Annotated in this window: 12 protein-coding genes; 4 read left to right on the top strand and 8 right to left on the bottom strand. The window is 61.6% G+C overall.

Features of this window, described 5'->3' with window-relative positions; genetic code table 11:
- Positions 1 to 98: 98 nt before the first annotated feature.
- The 6 genes from B1C78_RS07765 to pth all read right to left on the bottom strand — a co-directional run bounded on the left by B1C78_RS07765 (position 99) and on the right by pth (position 10,946).
- On the bottom strand, positions 99 to 1,334 hold the full coding sequence (locus B1C78_RS07765; RefSeq protein WP_077278591.1) for a pyridoxal-dependent decarboxylase, exosortase A system-associated: 1,236 nt from the start codon (positions 1,332 to 1,334) through the stop codon (positions 99 to 101).
- Positions 1,331 to 2,917: an acyl-CoA ligase (AMP-forming), exosortase A system-associated gene (locus tag B1C78_RS07760; RefSeq protein WP_077278590.1), complete on the bottom strand. Its 1,587-nt coding sequence runs from the start codon at positions 2,915 to 2,917 to the stop codon at positions 1,331 to 1,333. Before B1C78_RS07760 ends, B1C78_RS07765 begins: the two co-directional genes overlap by 4 nt.
- 340 nt (positions 2,918 to 3,257) lie before the next feature.
- Positions 3,258 to 4,394 carry a non-hydrolyzing UDP-N-acetylglucosamine 2-epimerase gene (wecB, locus tag B1C78_RS07755; protein WP_077278589.1) on the bottom strand — a complete coding sequence of 379 codons (1,137 nt, stop codon included), beginning with the start codon at positions 4,392 to 4,394 and terminating at the stop codon, positions 3,258 to 3,260.
- Positions 4,395 to 4,527: 133 nt separating this feature from the next.
- Positions 4,528 to 6,420 carry an adenylyl-sulfate kinase gene (cysC, locus tag B1C78_RS07750; protein ID WP_245795358.1) on the bottom strand — a complete coding sequence of 631 codons (1,893 nt, stop codon included), beginning with the start codon at positions 6,418 to 6,420 and terminating at the stop codon, positions 4,528 to 4,530.
- A gap of 193 nt (positions 6,421 to 6,613) precedes the next feature.
- Entirely contained in the window at positions 6,614 to 7,735 is a 1,122-nt protein-coding gene (locus tag B1C78_RS07745; protein WP_245795357.1) for a hypothetical protein, read from the bottom strand.
- Complete coding sequence (pth, locus tag B1C78_RS07740) at positions 7,710 to 10,946, bottom strand: aminoacyl-tRNA hydrolase (protein WP_175628256.1); 3,237 nt, start codon at positions 10,944 to 10,946, stop codon at positions 7,710 to 7,712. Before pth ends, B1C78_RS07745 begins: the two co-directional genes overlap by 26 nt.
- Positions 10,947 to 11,250: 304 nt before the next feature.
- On the opposite strand from pth, the gene B1C78_RS07735 reads away from it, so the two are divergent.
- The 4 genes from B1C78_RS07735 (at position 11,251) to B1C78_RS07720 (ending at position 14,960) form a co-directional block, all read left to right on the top strand.
- Complete coding sequence (locus B1C78_RS07735) at positions 11,251 to 12,441, top strand: sugar-transfer associated ATP-grasp domain-containing protein (RefSeq protein ID WP_077278587.1); 1,191 nt, start codon at positions 11,251 to 11,253, stop codon at positions 12,439 to 12,441.
- Between the two features lie 91 nt (positions 12,442 to 12,532).
- On the top strand, positions 12,533 to 13,096 hold the full coding sequence (locus B1C78_RS07730) for a GNAT family N-acetyltransferase (RefSeq protein WP_245795356.1): 564 nt from the start codon (positions 12,533 to 12,535) through the stop codon (positions 13,094 to 13,096).
- Positions 13,093 to 14,175: an ATP-grasp domain-containing protein gene (locus B1C78_RS07725; RefSeq protein WP_077278586.1), complete on the top strand. Its 1,083-nt coding sequence runs from the start codon at positions 13,093 to 13,095 to the stop codon at positions 14,173 to 14,175. The genes B1C78_RS07730 and B1C78_RS07725 overlap by 4 nt, the downstream gene beginning before the upstream one ends.
- 17 nt (positions 14,176 to 14,192) lie before the next feature.
- Positions 14,193 to 14,960, top strand: coding sequence for a sulfotransferase (locus tag B1C78_RS07720; RefSeq protein ID WP_077278585.1), 768 nt, complete (start codon positions 14,193 to 14,195; stop codon positions 14,958 to 14,960).
- A 19-nt stretch (positions 14,961 to 14,979) separates the two neighbouring features.
- Here the strand turns inward: B1C78_RS07720 and B1C78_RS07715 are convergent, their stop codons facing one another.
- Both B1C78_RS07715 and B1C78_RS07710 read right to left on the bottom strand, forming a co-directional pair.
- Positions 14,980 to 15,891, bottom strand: coding sequence for a GNAT family N-acetyltransferase (locus B1C78_RS07715; RefSeq protein ID WP_245795355.1), 912 nt, complete (start codon positions 15,889 to 15,891; stop codon positions 14,980 to 14,982).
- Between the two features lie 11 nt (positions 15,892 to 15,902).
- Positions 15,903 to 16,871: a polysaccharide deacetylase family protein gene (locus B1C78_RS07710; protein ID WP_077278583.1), complete on the bottom strand. Its 969-nt coding sequence runs from the start codon at positions 16,869 to 16,871 to the stop codon at positions 15,903 to 15,905.
- Between the last annotated feature and the right edge of the window lie 118 nt (positions 16,872 to 16,989).

Below are 16,989 nucleotides of genomic sequence, written 5' to 3'. Positions count from 1 at the left end.
CCCAGCCCTCCCCCGCAAGCGGGGGAGGGGATTCCAAAGGGTTCTTCGCGAGCTTCGCGCCTTCGCGAGAGTAATGCCTTTCTTCATGTCCTTCGCGGTTAGACCAGCACCTCCACCGGCTCCGGATGACTCAGAAACCGCGTGGGGCTCGCGGTGTACCCATAGGCCCCCGACTGAAACACCACAATCAGGTCCCCGATCTCCGCCCGGGCCAGCTCCATCTGCTGGGCGAGAACGTCCAGAGGCGTGCAAAGCGGGCCGACCACATTGACCACCTCGCGTTCGGTGCCCTGCACCCGGTTGCCTACCACCACGGGATAGTTCTTGCGGATCACTTGGCCGAAGTTCCCGGAGGCGGCGAGATGATGATGCAGCCCGCCGTTGGTGATCAGGAACGTCTGGCCGCGGGATTCCTTGCGGTCGATGACCTCGGCCACGTAGACACCCGCCTCACCTACCAGATAGCGACCCAGTTCCAGAATCACTTCCGCCTCGGGCAGACGGTCGCGTACCTCGGGAAGACGGCTCTCCAGGTGTTCGGCGATGGGACCAAGATCCAGCGGCCGGTCGCCAGGGAAGTAGGGGATACCGAAGCCGCCGCCGATGTTGAGCATCTCAACGGGACCGGGCGCGGATTCGGCCAGGCGCAGGGCGAGATCGAATGTCTGCCCCTGGGCCTCGATCAGCGCCTCGGCGCGCAGGTTCTGCGAGCCCGAGAAGATGTGAAAGCCCCGGAAATGCAGACCCAGCTCGCCAATGCGCGCCAGCAGCGCGGGCACGCGCTCAGCGTCCACGCCAAAGGCCTTGGGGCCTCCGCTCATCTTCATGCCGGAGGTCTTGAGCTCGAAGTCGGGATTGACCCGCACGGCCACGTGGGCCGTCTCGCCGGTCTTCTCCGCGATGGCAGCCACGCGTTCCAGTTCGGTCTCCGATTCGAGGTTGAGGGTGATACCTGCGGCCATGGCCATCTCAAGCTCGAGAATCGATTTCCCGGGCCCTGCAAAGCTGATCTCGGCGGCCGGCATTCCGGCGTCCAGGGCAACCCGCAGTTCCCGCCCCGACGCCACATCGAGCCCGTCCACGAGCCCGGCCATGTGGGTCACCACGGCTGGCATGGGATTGGCCTTCACCGCGTAATGCACGGAGATCCCCTCGGGCAGCGCCGCGTGCAGGCTCTCCACGCGCCGGGTCATCACCTGCCGGTCGTAGGCGTAGAAAGGTGTCTGGCCGACACGCGCCGCCAGCCGGGTCAGCGGGATGCCGCCCACCTGCAGGCAGTCGTCCACCACCGTGAACTGGTCCATGGGGGCGTGTCCGGGGCGGGTGTCACTCACGTGGCTTCGTTCTCCGTGGAAAAGATGTCGGTGAAATCAGTCGCAAGGTGCTTGCGGTCGATCTTGCCGTTGGCGTTGCGGGGCAGGGGCTCGGCCCGGATCTCCACGTGGGCCGGCATCATGTAGGCCGGCAGGTTCGGGCGCAGGGCGTCGACCAGTGTCTGTGCCGTGAGCCCGGCCTCCCGCGGCAGGACCACGAGCACGATCCCCTGGCCCAGCACCGGATGCGGGGGTCCGAGCGCCGCCACCTCGGCAACCAGCCCCGTACCGTAGACCACTTCCTCCACCTCGTTGGGGCTGACCCGGTAGCCGGAGGTCTTGATCATCTCGTCGCGGCGGCCGATGAAGTAGAGAAATCCGTCTTCGTCCGAGCGCACCGTGTCGCCGGACCAGACGGCCATCTCGGGGATGGGAATGCCCGCGGGCTGTCCCGGGGCGGGGCGGAAGCGCTCCGCGGTGCGCTCGGTGTCGTTCCAGTAGCCCATGGAGACCAGGGCGCCGCGGTGCACCAGTTCCCCCGGCTCACCCGGGGCGCAACGGCTGCCGTCCTCGCGCACCACCAGGATCTCCGCATTGGGGATGGCCTTGCCCATGGAGTCCGGGCGCCGGTCCACCTCCTCGGGGGGGAGGTACGTGGAACGGAAGGCCTCGGTCAACCCGTACATGAGATAGAAACGAGTGTCGGGAAGGCGCTCTCGCAGGGCGTCCAGGGTCTTGCGCGGCATGGCGCCGCCGGAGTTGGTCACATAGCGCAGGGTTTGGCGGGCCTCCTCGGGCCAGTCCAGTTGCGCGAGCTGGATCCAGAGCGGCGGGACGGCGGCGAGACCCGTGATCCCGTGTTTCGCCACGGCCTTGATCACGTCCCGGGGCAATAGGTAGTTGAGCAGCGCCACGCTCGCGCCCCGGGAGAAGGCCGTCGTGAACTGGCTCAGGCCGTAATCGAAACTCAGCGGCAGGACCGAAAGGATTCGGTCCTCCGGCCGGTTCTGAAGGTACTCGGCGACACTCTCCGCCCCCGCCACCATGTTGCGGTGCGAAAGGACCACCCCCTTCGGCCGGCCGGTGCTGCCGGAGGTGTAGAGAATCGCCGCCATGTCGGTGTCGATGGTGCGATGGTGTGGCACGGGCTCCGCGTCCAGCACATCGGTCCAGTTGAGCATCCGGAAATGACCGTGGTCCACCTCCGCCCGGTGTTCGCCCACCAGCAGGACCGTGTGCAGATCCGGGCACAGATCCAGGCTGTCACGCAGGGCGGCAAGCCGGTCCGGGGAGGTCACCAGGATGCGCACGTTGCAGTCCTGGAGGATATAGGCCACCTGTTCGGCCTTGAGCAGGGGGTTGACCGGCACAAACACGCCGCCGGCCAGCGAGGCGCCGAACAGCGCCTGGAGGGTCTCGGGGCGCTTGTCCAGATAGACGGCCACCCGTTCCTGGCGAAGCAGGCCGGACTGCAGGAGCCCGTTTCTCACCTGCTGGAGGGATTGCCATAGCTCGGCGTAGGAGAGGGTGTCGGACTTGTGGATGATCGATACGTTGTCCGGCGCTCTGTGCGCGGAACGTTCGATCAGGGTGTGCAGCAGCATGAGGGTCCCCGGTGCGCTTTGTTCCCTGTCGTTTCGTGGAGCTATGTTAAAGGGAATCAGTGGGTGGGTCGATCATGTTTGCAGGAGGCCCGCCCTCGGGCCGAATGCGGAGACTGATTTGGCATGGGCGTTCGCGGCGGGGTCGCCGCTCCCTTCTTGGAAGGATGAAGGTTGAAGGGTGAAGGTGGAATGAAACCCCGGGGAGTGTAGGAGGCCCGCCCCCGGGCCGAACGGGCGGTTGACATCGGAAGGGATCGAGCGGTGTTGCACGTGGAGGCCTGGTTTGCGAGCAGTCCTCAGATTGCGCGCCGTTCCATTCGGGGGGCTCGGGCAAACGGCTTTACCCCCGGTCCGCCAGCCACTTCCCGATCACGGCGGCGATGCGCTCTGCCGCCTTGCCGTCCCAGTATTCCGGGATGCGCCCCCGCTTGCCGCCGGTGGACATCACGTCCCTGAACGCGTTGAGGATCTTTTGCGGGTCATTGCCCACCAGAACATTGGTGCCTTCGCTGATGGTGATCGGGCGCTCGGTATTCTCTCGCAGGGTGATGCACGGCACACCGAGTGCCGTGGTCTCCTCCTGCATGCCGCCGGAATCCGTCAGCACGACCCGGGCATCGCGCATCAGCCCCAGCATCTCCAGGTATCCCGCAGGCGGGATCAGCGCGATGCGCGACCGATCCAGTTTCTTCACGAGGTCGAAGGCTTCGAGCCGGCTCGATGTGCGTGGATGCACGGGGAAGACCAGCGGGAGGTCCTGGGAGATCTCGTTGAGGGTCTCGACGAGGGCTGCCAGGGTATGGGGGGTGTCCACGTTGGATGGACGGTGCAGTGTGACGGCGCCGAACCCCGAGTCCGCCTCGAACATATGCGTGTCCACGCCTGAGGCCTTCAGGAACTCCCGCCAGGGAAGGGCGCGGTCCAGGTTGTCCAGCAGGGTATCGATCATGACGTTGCCGACGAAGTGGACGCGGTCGGCACTGATGCCCTCTCGTACCAGGTTCTCGAGCGCATGGCGTTCGGTTGTGAAGAGCAGATCCGAGATCTGGTCCGTCAGCACCCGGTTGATTTCCTCGGGCATGGACCGGTCGAAACTGCGCAGGCCGGCCTCCACGTGAATGACGCCGACCCCCTTCTTTGCCGCCACGAGGGCACAGGCAATGGTGGAGTTCACGTCTCCGACCACCAGGATGGTCGCCGGCCTGAATTCGTCCAGGACCGGCTCGAAGCGGCGCATGACCTCGGCGGTCTGCACGGCATGGGAGGAGGAACCCACCTCCAGGTTCATCTCGGGATGCGGGATGCGCAAGTCCTCGAAGAAGCGCTCGTTCATGCCCGCGTCATAATGCTGGCCCGTATGAACGAGGGAGGCATCGATTCCCTGTGCAGACAATGCCCGCATGACGGGTGCGATCTTCATGAAGTTGGGTCGCGCGCCCACCACGCACAGGACCTTGCGGGGTCTTGAACCTGTCATTCAGACATCCTTGATGGATCATTCATCATCGCAATTGGAACACGTCGCCCAGACCGGGACACCGGCAACATGATTTGGGAGCAGGCAATCATGTCCACTCGCAGCGCCTTGCGGGGCATGTGGCCACAGGGGTTCATCGGGAGCGAGCAACCCGATCCTCGACGGCGAGAATGCCGTTCTCCATGAGGTGCCGGATCACTCTGTCCGCGGCCGACTCCGGGTCCAAGGCGCCAGTGTCGAGCCGGATCTCAGGCGCTTCGGGGCGTTCATAGGGCGAGTCGATACCCGTAAAGTTCTTCAGATCTCCGCGGCGCGCCTTTTTGTACAGACCCTTGGGATCGCGCTGCTCGGCGACTTCCAGGGGCGTGTCGGTGAAGATCTCGAAGAACTCCCCTTCCAGGAGGAGCTGGCGGGCCATGCGCCGCTCGGCGCGGAAGGGAGAGATGAAAGCGGTGATCACGACCAGACCTGCATCGACCATGAGTTTGCTCACTTCCGCGACACGCCGGATGTTCTCAACACGGTCCGCATCGGTGAAACCCAGGTCCCTGTTCAGGCCGTGGCGTACGTTGTCGCCGTCCAGCAGATAGGTATGGGCGCCAAGGGCGTGGAGCCTGCGTTCAACGAGGTTCGCCACCGTCGATTTCCCGGATCCCGACAAGCCGGTGAACCACAGGACGCAGGGACGGTGCCCCTTCTGGGCTACGCGTGCCTGTTTGTCGATATCGACGTGTTGCAGATGGATGTTGTGGGCGCGGCGCAAGGCGAAGTTGAGCATTCCGACACCCATCGTGTCGCCGCTCAGCCGGTCGATGAGCAGGAAACCACCCAGGTCGCGGTTGTCCCCATAAGGAGCAAAGGGGACGGGACGATCCAGGGCCAGGTTGCAGACCCCGATGCCGCTGAGTTCCAGCTTGTTGGCTGCCAGATGGTCGAGGTTATCGACATTGATCTCGTACTTGATGTCGGTGACCACGGCGTCGACGGTGCTGGCGCCGATCCTCATCAGGTACTTCCGCCCCGGATACAGGGGTTGCTCGTGCAGCCAGATGATCCTGGCCTCGAACTGGTCGGCCACCTCGGCGGGGGCATTGATGGTGGAAATCACGGCGCCGGGGCCGATCCCGGCAGCGTTCTCCACAGTCAGCGTGACAGACTGTCCGGCCACAGCCTCGTCCAGCTTCTTCGACGCTGCACTGATGCCGGTCACCCGGCTTTCCCGCCCCATGGGCTGGATCCGCACCCGGTCGCCCGGTCGGACGGTGCCGCTCGCAACGAGGCCGGAACAGGCCTGATGCCCGCCGCGCTCTTCGACCTGAAGCACCATGAGGCGGAAGTGAGCGTTGCGCTGCCGGCTGACCTCCGGTTCGATGGCGGTCAGGCAATCCGTCAGCGTGGGACCCTGATACCAGGGCATGGCGGCAGCCGCGCTGACGATGTTCTCCCCGCTCGACAATGCGGCGGGAAGCGCTGTGAGCTTGTCGATTTCCACCCGGTCAGCGAACGAACGGACCGCCTCGGTGACCCGATCGAAGGCCTCCCTAGGGTCCGGCATCTGTTCCGTGTCGGTGACCACCACAATCACGTGTCGGAATCCGGCATGGGATATCAGGCAGACGTGCCTGCGCACCTCTGTCGTGACCCCGGAGCGGGCGCTCACCAAAAGAAGAGCCACATCGTTGTCGGATGCATCGATGATCAGGCTGCAAAGTGCGCCGGGGTCGGTGCTCGCCGGTTGCGCCAGGAATGATCTGGAAGTCGCCTGCGATCCCGGCCCGGATCGGACATGCACGAGCACTGGGGCAGGCGCGAGCGTCCCGCAGCCCGATGGGCCATGCCCGGCGATTGATCCGGCCGGGTCTGAGTCCACCAGTCGCCGGCCGATAAGGGTGTGGACACCCTCATCCACGGGGTCGCATACGGTCATGCGCAGCAGGCCCAAGTGTTGGTTGTCCCTCAGGTAGCGGTCGAGCGAGACGGCGAAGACGGACTCGTTGCCCTGGGCGCCGGAGCCCATGTCATGCATAGGCGGCACCTGTCAGACGGTCCATAGCTGTTTGATTATCAGTCACTTTATGACCATTTCCCTTGTCTGCATCCACGATGCGGATTATGCAGCCTGCGGACTCTGGCAACAAGGAATGCTGCCGACGCAGTGACTTCCCGCCGCGGGCGCAATGCAACGTGGGCCGGGGCGTGGGTGGGCCGCGTCGATCCGCCTATCGTTCAACGTTTTCACTGGAATGCGTCTCCACGGCGTCAAGAAGGGCCCGGGCGGCGCGCCTGGCGGTCCGCTTCTCCAGGAATGCACTCGACCTTTCTGGACCAAGTGGACGAAGCTGTTCCAGTGCGGTGTTCAGATTACCGAAATCCTCGTCCAGCACCACCCCGATACCTTCCTGCAGCACCACCTCTGGCACGATACCCCCACGCATGGCAAGCACCGGCATGCCTACGGAAACGGCGTGGTAGATGGCGTGGGACATGGAGAGGTCCGTGTAGCCGCGAAGCAGGGCGATGCAATGCTCGGCCGCCCAGGGCCAGTCCGTTTCCACGAACTTCTCGCTGAAGAGCACCGCTCCACTCCTTTCATGATCCGACAGTGCCTCACGGAGTTCGCGCCCATAAGCCTCGTTCAGGGGCGCAATCACGACGGCCCGCAGCGGAATCCCTTTCTTCCGGGCGTAATCCAGCAATTCCCCGAGGCGCCAGAAGTGGCTGTACTTGTTTTCCGGTGTTCCGACCACCAGGAGGCAGGGGCCATCGCCGGGCCCACCTTCGAGCCATGCATCCGCTCGGGACTGAAACCGGGACCAGGATTCGGAGTCCTGCTCCGGCCGAAGGAGGGCAGGTCCCGGTCGCCCCAGGGGCGTGACACGGATCGGACCCTCGATCCGATGTATGCGACGGGCATGGTCAACGAGCGACTCTTCTGTGACGAAGAAGGCACATGCGCTGCGCCTGACCAGGTGGCGGCGGATTCGGATGATCCAAGGACGCCGGTCGCGCGTTTCCCTGTCCAGGTTGTGGATGACCCAGAACACGGGTATCCGCAGGAGCCGGGCGGCGAAGACGGACAGGGCGTCGCCGATGAGGCGGATCGATGCCCCGGCCAGGCTGCCGGGGTCATTCAGGTAGCGTACGACGAAGGCATCGATCCGATATCCCCTGCGCCGATACCGGATGAAGTGCACGAAGGCGAACCATGGCCGCCACGTTGGAAGTGCCTTGTGCCGCTCGGATACGGACTCGATGCCGCGTGCCCAGAGTTGGAACTTGATGTCCGGGCGGGGGAAGAGCAGTAGCCGGTTGCGTCTATCGTTCGGCCGCTTCTCGGACATGCTTCCCAACCAGTGCGACAGCAGTGGCCAGCGTATCGGTAAGGTTGGCCACTTCATCGAGCGTGAACTTTTCCAGTACGCGTTGGCGTGCCTTGGCCGCATCGCCGGAGCGCCTGATCCCGATGCGAATCCGCGCAAACCGGTCCGTGCCGAGTGCCGAGATGACTGATCGGACACCGCGGTGCCCGGCGTCGCCTCCATCGCGCTTGAACCGGACTTTGCCCATGGGAAGGTCCATGTCGTCGTGGATGATCAGGCAGGAGGCGGCATCGCCGCCAACGGTTTCAAGATACTTAAGGATCTTGGGTCCCGTGACGTTCATGTTTGCCGCGGGTTTGAAAAGGTGTACCGGAAAGCCGTCGAGCTGAGCCTGGTATACCCACCCGTATTCAGTCTCATTCCAGGCGCCTACTTGCGATGCGGCAATTACATCCAGAGCCTTGTGGCCGATATTATGCGGTGTGTCGTCGTATCGGGAATCCGGGTTGCCGAGCCCGATAATGACAAGCGGGGGATCTACGGGCGCTGATTCGAACTGCAATGCATGTGATGGAGCGATCATCTGTTTATCCGAGTGACTTGTGGGGTCTGAGGGAGACCCTCGCTCCACCCGAGTTGCCTGATATGCCTTGTCGCATGCTGTGCAGAAGATGTCCAAGCGGCAGTCGTGGCGCCAGCATTGGACGGCGCGGTCGCGGTCCATTATCAATCGCACGAGATGATCCGCCCTATTGGAGCCCTTGACCAAAACCAGATCGCCGACCTTTAGCTCGTCCCGCAAATAGTCGGCAGCCTCACGTGTGCTGGAAAAGCCCTGAAGAGAGTCGTCGTCCTCGCCGGTTCGTGCCCGTAGGGCGCGATGTGCGTTTGGCCCTACGAACACGACCAAGTCGGCGTACTCACGGATCTCCCTGGCGAACCTCCGGTAGGCTGGACCGTCCTTGGTGTTAAAGTCGGATATAGTGCCTATAATCGCTACTTTGCGGGATGAATCAGCTTGGCGTAGAAACTCGAGGGGATGCTCCAGAGACCACGCCGGCGCCTTCTTGTCGTCACGCAGGAAGACGACACCGTCCTGGCTGGTCACGATCTCCATTCGCCCTTCTGTGGGCGTTGCTCTCCGTAGCATCGGAATCGCCTGGTCGAGCGGGACACCCGCGGCTAAGGAGATGCCAAGCGCAGTTAGTATAGGAAGTGCAAGATGAGTCCCGTGCAACTGCGTATGGATTTGGTACTCATGTCCATCATGTTCCACCCTGAGCATTAGAGTGTCCGGCCAGCACGAATGGGCACCCAGCAGTCGGATGGTGGCGTCCTTGGAGCGCCCGACCCAAATGATAGGACACCTGCATTTCGCGGCCATCTTCTTCACGTGAGGATCGTCGATGTTTAGGACGGCAAATCCGTTTTTGGGAAGCGCGGAAATGAGCTTCCCTTTCTCTTCCGCGATGGCCTCGATGCACTTGAACGCCCGATAGTGATCCTTTCCGATGATGGTCACTGCCCCAATTGTCGGATTGATCAGGCGAAGTGGTTGGTCAAACGCATTGGGTTTGTATGCCCCAATTTCGACGATGCAGTACTGGTCGCTCCTATGGGCGTTGAGTACTGTTCGTGCCACTGCGATAGGCACGTTTTGTGATTCCCGTGTGCCGGACACTTGATGGACAGACGAAAGGAGGAGGTCTGTCAGATCCTTCGTTAATGTCTTGGCGGCGCTACCTGTAATACCGATGAATTCGGTGTGATGCAATGTTAGACGATGAACCCATGCCCGTGCATAAACAAAAATTATCCGGACCTTCCAGAGTACTGCTTGGTAAGCCGGGTGGTTGCGGATATTTCGAAGGAGCCGGCCGGAATTTTGTATGCGACTTGCCAGTCCGCTGGTAATTGATCGCGAGTCGCGATTTCCCTCGCTTTCAAGGTATCTGGAAAACATCGGGCTTGGAGCGGACGACCGGGATTGTTCCAGCATGGATTGGTCGGTGGGTGAAGAGTACACCTCTGGACATCTGTAACAAAAGGTGGTGCGGCGACAGTCATTCTTCCAGCAGGTGACCGGCTTTTCGCGATTCATAATCAGGCGTATCAAGTGGTCAGACTTGTTTGTGCCCTTGAGCAAAACCAGATCGCCGTAAGTGAGTCGGGTCTGGATGAATCGTGCGGCTTGCTGTATGTCCGGAATGGCAAAAAGGCGATCGGTGTTCTCGTTGTTTTCTGCTTTCGCCGCGTACATCGCGCGGCTACCGGTGAACAGTACTAGGTCAGCTATACTTAGCGCGTGCCGTGCGACCCTCGGGTAAAGCCGACCCGGCCCCAGGTGAGAGTCCGACAAGGTGCCGATTATCATGATCTTGCGATCAGCGTTTGCGCCACGCATGAACTCGAATGGTGCATCGAGTGCCCAGTGGGTGGCTTTCCAGTCGTCTCGGATGACCGTTACTCCATCGCCGGCTTCGATAACTTCCATGCGAGCTTCTGATGGTGTCGCAAAACGCAGGGCGTTGATGGCACTTTCGATTGGCACCCCTACAGCGAGCGCAACGCCCAATGCGGACAGTACGGAAAGCGTGAAGTGCTTCCCATGAAGCCCGGTAGTGATCGAGTATTGCCGGTGGTCATGCTCGATTTCAATGGTCAGGGGATTGGGCCAATCAGAGGTGGAGTGAAGCAACCGGATCGTCGCGGCGTCATGCTGGCCGACCCAGATAATCGGACATCTGCATTTTTCGCCAATGGCCCTCACGTGAGGATCATCGATGTTGAGGACGGCGACCCCATCCGATGGGAGTGCGCGAATCAGCCTGCCCTTTTCCTCTGCGATCGCCTCTAGGCTTCGGAAGGCGCTGTAGTGATCGCGCCCTATACAGGTCACGACGCCAATGCTGGGCTTAACGAGCCATAATGGCAGAAAGAGCGCATTGGGTCTGGACGCGGATAATTCAATTACGCAGTATGCATCACTCTTGCGAGTATCTAGTACTATCCTAGGGATGAGGTCAACGGTGTTCGCTGTTCGGGTAGTGCCCGAAGTGGATGCGAACTTTGACAGGACCAGCCGTGTAAGGTCCTTTGTGGTCGTTTTTCCGACGCTGCCAGTGATTCCGACGAATCGCGTTCCGCGAAGTCGGTGCCGATACCAGTAAGCGAGTAGGTACTGGCGACCGATCTCCGCTCGCCAGCGAAGTGTGTCGTATAGGGTTTTCATGGCAGTGCAGCCCCCTCTCCCAATTTGCCAGCAACTGCTATTGTCGCTTCCCAGCTCGCACAGATTGCGAGGACACATGGCATTGTACCTGGGCAAGGCCAGGTGCCGGAGGTCTCGGGAGCACCCAAATTGTAGTTCCCCAGCTGGGTGGCACGTGCATAATCAGCCGAGTGGCACCACTTCTCAGACACAGGCGCGCAGAATGCAACTGGTGAGCATAGTTGGATCTGTTATAGCCATAAGGAGCGCATGGAGATAGGCAGCCGAATAACCCCTGAGTGCGGGTGCTCCGTAGTTAGTTGTGATGTCCATTACACGAGTTGCAGGGAAAGGGGATATGCGACGTATTTTCAGTCTTGTCCATTCGATCGCCTATCGTGTTCGACATTTTCTAAGGCATCTGGTTGTCGCGGATGTGCGACATCGCGTCCGAGTCGCGTCGGATCGATACGGGGTGAGCATTCCGCGAGTCTTATGGAGAATTGCCGAGTTATATGCGCGGGACAGGTTCCTGCCAAGGGAGTCACTCATGTATGGCCTTGTGGATCCGTCGGTGCCGATTTCGGCGCGCCGAAGGCAATTCAGTGATGAGCGCTTGCATGGATTTCAGGGGATGATAAATTCGCCGGAAACTGCTATCTGCAGGGACAAGCTCGCCTTTCACAGCTACTGCAGGGACTATGGATTGCCCGTGCCCAACCTGTATGCTCTCGTGAGTCCGCTGGGGTCCAGAACAACGAGTGGGAAGGTACTTGTGAATGAGGGGCAGTGGGGCGGATTCGTGAATGGCGACCTACCCGATCATCTCATTGTGAAACCTCGCACTGGCAAACAGGGTAGGGATATAAGGCGATTGTCGAGTAACGAGGCTAGCCTCCTTCCGGTGTTGAAAGCGTTGGAGCAGGATTCGGAGGATTGGCTTGTTCAGGAGTGCCTGTCTGCGCACGACAGGGTACGTGAACTTACCGGTTCCTCGTCGATCTCCAGTGTGCGAATCTTTACGCTGATGAACGACAACAGCGTACCGGAGATCATGGACGCCTACTTCCGGGTCATCTGTGGAGATTCGGTCACCGATAACATTAGCGATTACGCAACCGGTAGGAAGTCGGGAAATATTGTGGCCACTCCAGATCTCACTTCCGGGGTCTTGTGGCAGGCATGGCGGGCGAACCATGACGGAGTGGGGTATCAATGGATTAATGAGCATCCAGTCTCCGGAAGGAGTTTGAAGGGCTTTGGCATCCCTTACTGGCCGGAAGTGATCGCGCTCGTCAAGGTTGCTGCAACGTCTTTCCTGCCGATTCGCACTGCGGGCTGGGATGTGGCCATCACCGACAGTGGGCCAGTGCTTATTGAAGTGAATGAGAGATTCCAGAACTCTGGGATTGGACCGTCCACGGAGCGCTTCTGGCATGCCTTGGAGCAGGAGTGTGAACGACTACGTGCGGTGTCATCGCGTGTTCGAAGGCGGCATCTCGGGGATCAAATCTAGTTGACGTGTGGACGGATGGTTGATCTGACGGGATCGAGCGATGCGTAGTCCGTCGGAGTGCGAGCGTGTCAGCCGTATGGGTTGGGCAAAGATGAGTCGAGGAGTCCTGAAGTGGTTTCTTCATACGAGCCTGGGTGATTATCAGTACTGGAAGGTCTATTCGGTGGACTTGCCCTATCCCTATCCGGAATTGCCGGCCGGTGTTGCGATCAGGGAGGTGAGTCCGGAAGATCTGGCGGCACTAGTGTCGGACGAACGGATATACGGTGAGGACTATTGGGGTGACGAGGCGCTGGGTTTTGGACTATTTGTCAACGGGGAACTTGCTTCTTTGCAGGGTGTGTGGTGGGGGGAGCGCTATATGCGTGAACGCCAAGGGCGTTCCTGGCGCATTCCGGACGGGGCGGTCAAGACCCATAACCTGCATACCATCAGTGCGTATCGCGGCAGGGGTTACGCGTCGCTGCTCAAGCGATATGTACTGGCGGAGCTCGGGGAGCGCGGCTTTCGGAAGGTGTATGCCCGAATTTGGCATAGCCACACCAACTCCATTCGCGTAAGCAGGCGGGCGGGCATGAGACTGGTGGGCGCCTATATCGAGGTATGCCCCTTCGGTAAGCGCATCGAGCTTCGCATTCCCTTTCGCCTCCAATGACGAAATCCCCTCTCCCGCGCCGTGTCGCGCTGCTCTCCAGCGGCCCGCCGATTTCCCTCAAGGTGCTCTATTGCCTGCAGCGACTCGGCATTGCCACCGATTTGATCGACATTGGCGCGCCAAGTCCCGCGCGTCACTCCCGATACCGGCGTGGTTATGTACGAATTCCCATGCCGTCAGCGGAGCAGACGGGCTCGCAGGACGCTTTCGCGGAGGTGCTCGACACCTATATCAGGCAGCGCGGGATCGAGGGGGTGGTCGGGGGGGATATTTCATCGACGGGTGTCCTCCACTCCGTGCGGGATCGGTTGAGGGGAATTCGCGTGTTTCCCACCAGCGCCATGAACGTCCTGGATCTCCTGGACGATAAGTGGCGTTTCCAGCAGTTCATGGTGGGGCACGGGATCCCCTGTCCGCGTGCGGTGCTGCTGGAGTCGCTCGACCAGTGGGAGGCGGCCGCCGAGTCGATCGGCTATCCGCTGATCGTGAAGCCGCTTTTCGGGGAGTCGGGGCACGGAATCGTGCTGATGCGCGACCCCGGGGCGCTGTATTCCCACCTTCGTTCGGGCACCCGCTACGCCGGGCTACCTCTAATCCTTCAGGCTTTCGCGCCCGGGACCGACGCGGATGTGAGTGTCCTTGCCTTGGATGGTCGCGTGGTCTGTCACGTAGTACAGGCGCGAGAGGCCGGTTGTACCCTGCGGTTCGTGGATCATCCGCCGGCGTTGGAGGTGGCGGAGCGCATTGTGGCCGCAGTCGGTTACACGGGTGTCGCAAACATCGATATCCGTATCGATGAGCGCAGCGACGGGGTCTCGGTGCTGGAGTGCAACCCGCGGTTCTGGTACACGCTGCAGGCATCCCTCTGGCGAGGGCTGAACTTTGTCGAGGCAGGTTTCAGACTGGCAGCGGAGGAAGCACCGGATTGCCGTGCGCCGACCGATGGGGCCTACCATCTGCATGGCTGCCTGCTCAGGCGGGTGTTATGGAATCCGGTCGCATGGAGGAGTATCGGTCTCTATAATTTGAAGGGGCTCTATCAGGCCCTGTCCGATCCGTTGCCCTTTCTTCGCAGTTGACGCCAAGGAGTCTGGAAATGACATCTTCGGGGGCATGTCTCGTCGTCATGGGTCCGTTTCGCTCAGGGACCTCCTTGACGTCGCAGGTGCTATCTGCCCTCGGCGTGGACTTCGGCCCTCATGAAGCCTTTCAGCTGGAGCCAGATCGCTATAACCCCGGCGGGTATTTCCAGCGTAGGGACGTAGTGGAGGCCAACACGCACCTCATAGAGGGTGCGAGCGACAGTATCGCGATCCCCTCTGGCCCGGAGGTCATTCTGGATGCGGCATCGGCGGACTGGCGCCCAGGTGTCGATTTAGACTGGACACGGAATTCGCCCCGCTTTGGCCTCAAGGATCCTCGGTTCTGCGCAACTCTGCTGACTTGGCTTCGACGGGGTGCGCTTCCTGCGGAGTGCCTGAAGATCGTGCGTGTGGTTCGAGATCCAGAGGCTATTGCCCGCAGCAGCGTGGCACACAGGGAAGTCGGGTCATTTTGTGATTACGATCTTGGGATAGCGGAATCGATGGCAAGGACCTATGACGCTCGGGCCGCTTGGCACGTTTCGACTCTTGGTATTCCGGCTTTCGAGATCTCCTACAAAGAGCTGTTGTCTGAACCGCAGCGCGTTATCGAGCATCTAGCCTTGTTCGTCGGGGAGAGTGATCAGGAAAGGCTTCGCCGGGCGCGGCAGTCTGTCGGCAAGCGGCGGGCACTCATGCGCCACTACGCCCATAAGCTGTCGAATCCCAATCTGGCGTTTGCCACCGCAAGGAAGACGCTGAAGGCATGGTTGAGGGCGTGAGCGACCGACGACGCGCTCTCTACGTTTGGCGAATCAGCCGTTTGACGTGTGCTTTGAGTTGGAGCCGATTGAGCACTCGACTGGCAAAGCTTGAGGTAGTGGACACAAAAGCTTGGGCGTATACCAGAAGTCTGTTCGCTCCCGTAGGCTGCAGAAGAAAGACGTCCGCACAACAGAGACTATCCTTGCCAAACATCGCCTTGTGCGCCCCCTCTCCCGCACTGAAATCAAACATCCGGTAACCACCTTCCCCGTACAGGGCTTCCACCACCAGCCATTGCAGCACCGTGCCTGGGGACAGGGTGGCGTGTTCCTGCAGGTATCCCAGGTAGGCGTATTCGAGAATGCCGTCGTCGACGGGGCAGTAGAGATAGGCGATGGGAGCGTCGTGCAGGAACAGGAGGTAGCCGTGAACGCGGCCTTCGGCGGCGCGCTCAATCATGCGCTGTCGGAAGGTTTCCTCTGTGGGCAGGCCGGCGTCGAGGAGGCGTTCCTGGTAGGTGCGGGATGAGACCTCCCGCGCCAGCCGGTAAAAGGTTTCCATTTCTTCGGGGGTGCGGTAGGTGCGCCAGTCGATGGTGCCGCCGGATTCGCGTTCGAACTTGCGCAGCTTGCGTCGCATGCCTTGCAGGGTCTTGGGCGAAAACCGGGCCTGGTAGTCGTCCCAGGTGGTAGTGAGGTCGATGTAGTGGCGCTGGTACTGGCGCTGGACGAAGCGCAGCCGCCCCTGAAAGCGCGAGATGCGCGGCAGGGGGGCGTCGATGGGCAGGGCGCGGATCAGGCAGTCTTCTTCGGGATGTTCGTCGATCAGTGCCGAGACGTGTTCGGGGCGGATTTCCGTGAAATGCAGTTTCAGGACCTGCATCCGGCGTTTGGGCTCAGCCAGGGTCTTGTAGCCGAAGCGGATGGGGAGCCAGACGGTTTGTTCCATGACCGGAACGCTCATGCCCAGATGCGCCGGATGGTCTGTTCGGCACGCCGGGCGATGCCGAGGTGCAGGGGCAGGGTGGCGTAGGGCGGATGGGCTGGGGTCCCGGGCAGGAGTTCCGGGTGGTCGAAACCGCAGGTCTCGAAATCCTCCGCGTGATCGGCCAGGAATCGGCACATGCCTTCGTAGCGCCTCACTGCGATGGGGTCCACCCTGCGCTTGGACTCGCCCAGCAGTTCCGAGCCGTGCAGAACGATCACGACGTTGTGCCAGCCCTGCTCGCGGGCGTGGATCAGGGTGCGCTGGATTTCGGCCAGGGAGCAGGCGTGGATCTGCAGCGGGCGGATTCTGCCCGAGGGTTCCCGAAAGCAGGTGATCGGCAGTTCCCAGACGCCGCCGATCTTCGCGGGCTGGCTCAGGTGGGGCGGATTGTCGATGAGACAGGCATCGCCCTGGTAGACCTGGTTGTGGCTGGTGTCGTAGCGGAGCCCGACGGCGGCCAGCGCTTCCAGGGTGCTGTGTCCGGCGCCGTAACTGCCGGCGCGGAATGCGCTGACGTTGTCCACGCCGGCCTCGCGCAGACTGTTCAGCCCCATCCGGAGCAGCGTGCGCTGCTCCTCGTCGGTGTACTGGTGCATGTAGTAGCCCCTGAGCCGGGGCAGGATCGGGGTGTCGAACTTGTCGATCCATTCCGGGTGCAGGTGCAGTTGCACTTCCTGGCCGCGCTCCTGGATCAGGCCCACGATGTCACGGAGCGGCTCGATGCCGTAGCCGTGGGTGAAGAGGGTCTCGACCATGAACACGCCGTGCAGGCCGTGCTCGTCCAGCAGCCTGAGCTGGAAGGGGAGTCCGTATTGCCCGCGGGGAGTGTCGCCCAGGATGTACTTGCGGTAGGACGCCTTGAAGTCCTCGGGCCCCATGCGGTCCCAGCCGTCCGGCCAGATCTCCACATCCGTTGTTATGAGGACCTTGAGGGTGGGCATGGGGTGTTGCTGCTCCTGCCGGGTTGTGTGGCCCGGGGCGCCATTATAGCGCGGGTGTGTTTGGGTGGAGGGTAACAGGTCTGGCAGGCCCCCTCCCTGGCCCTCCCCCGCTTGCGGG

The sequence above is a fragment of the Thioalkalivibrio denitrificans genome (assembly GCF_002000365.1).
Taxonomy (GTDB): Bacteria; Pseudomonadota; Gammaproteobacteria; order Ectothiorhodospirales; family Ectothiorhodospiraceae; genus Thioalkalivibrio_A; species Thioalkalivibrio_A denitrificans.
Note: the sequence above shows the minus strand (reverse complement) of the source record. Positions and strands in the feature narration are given on the sequence as shown.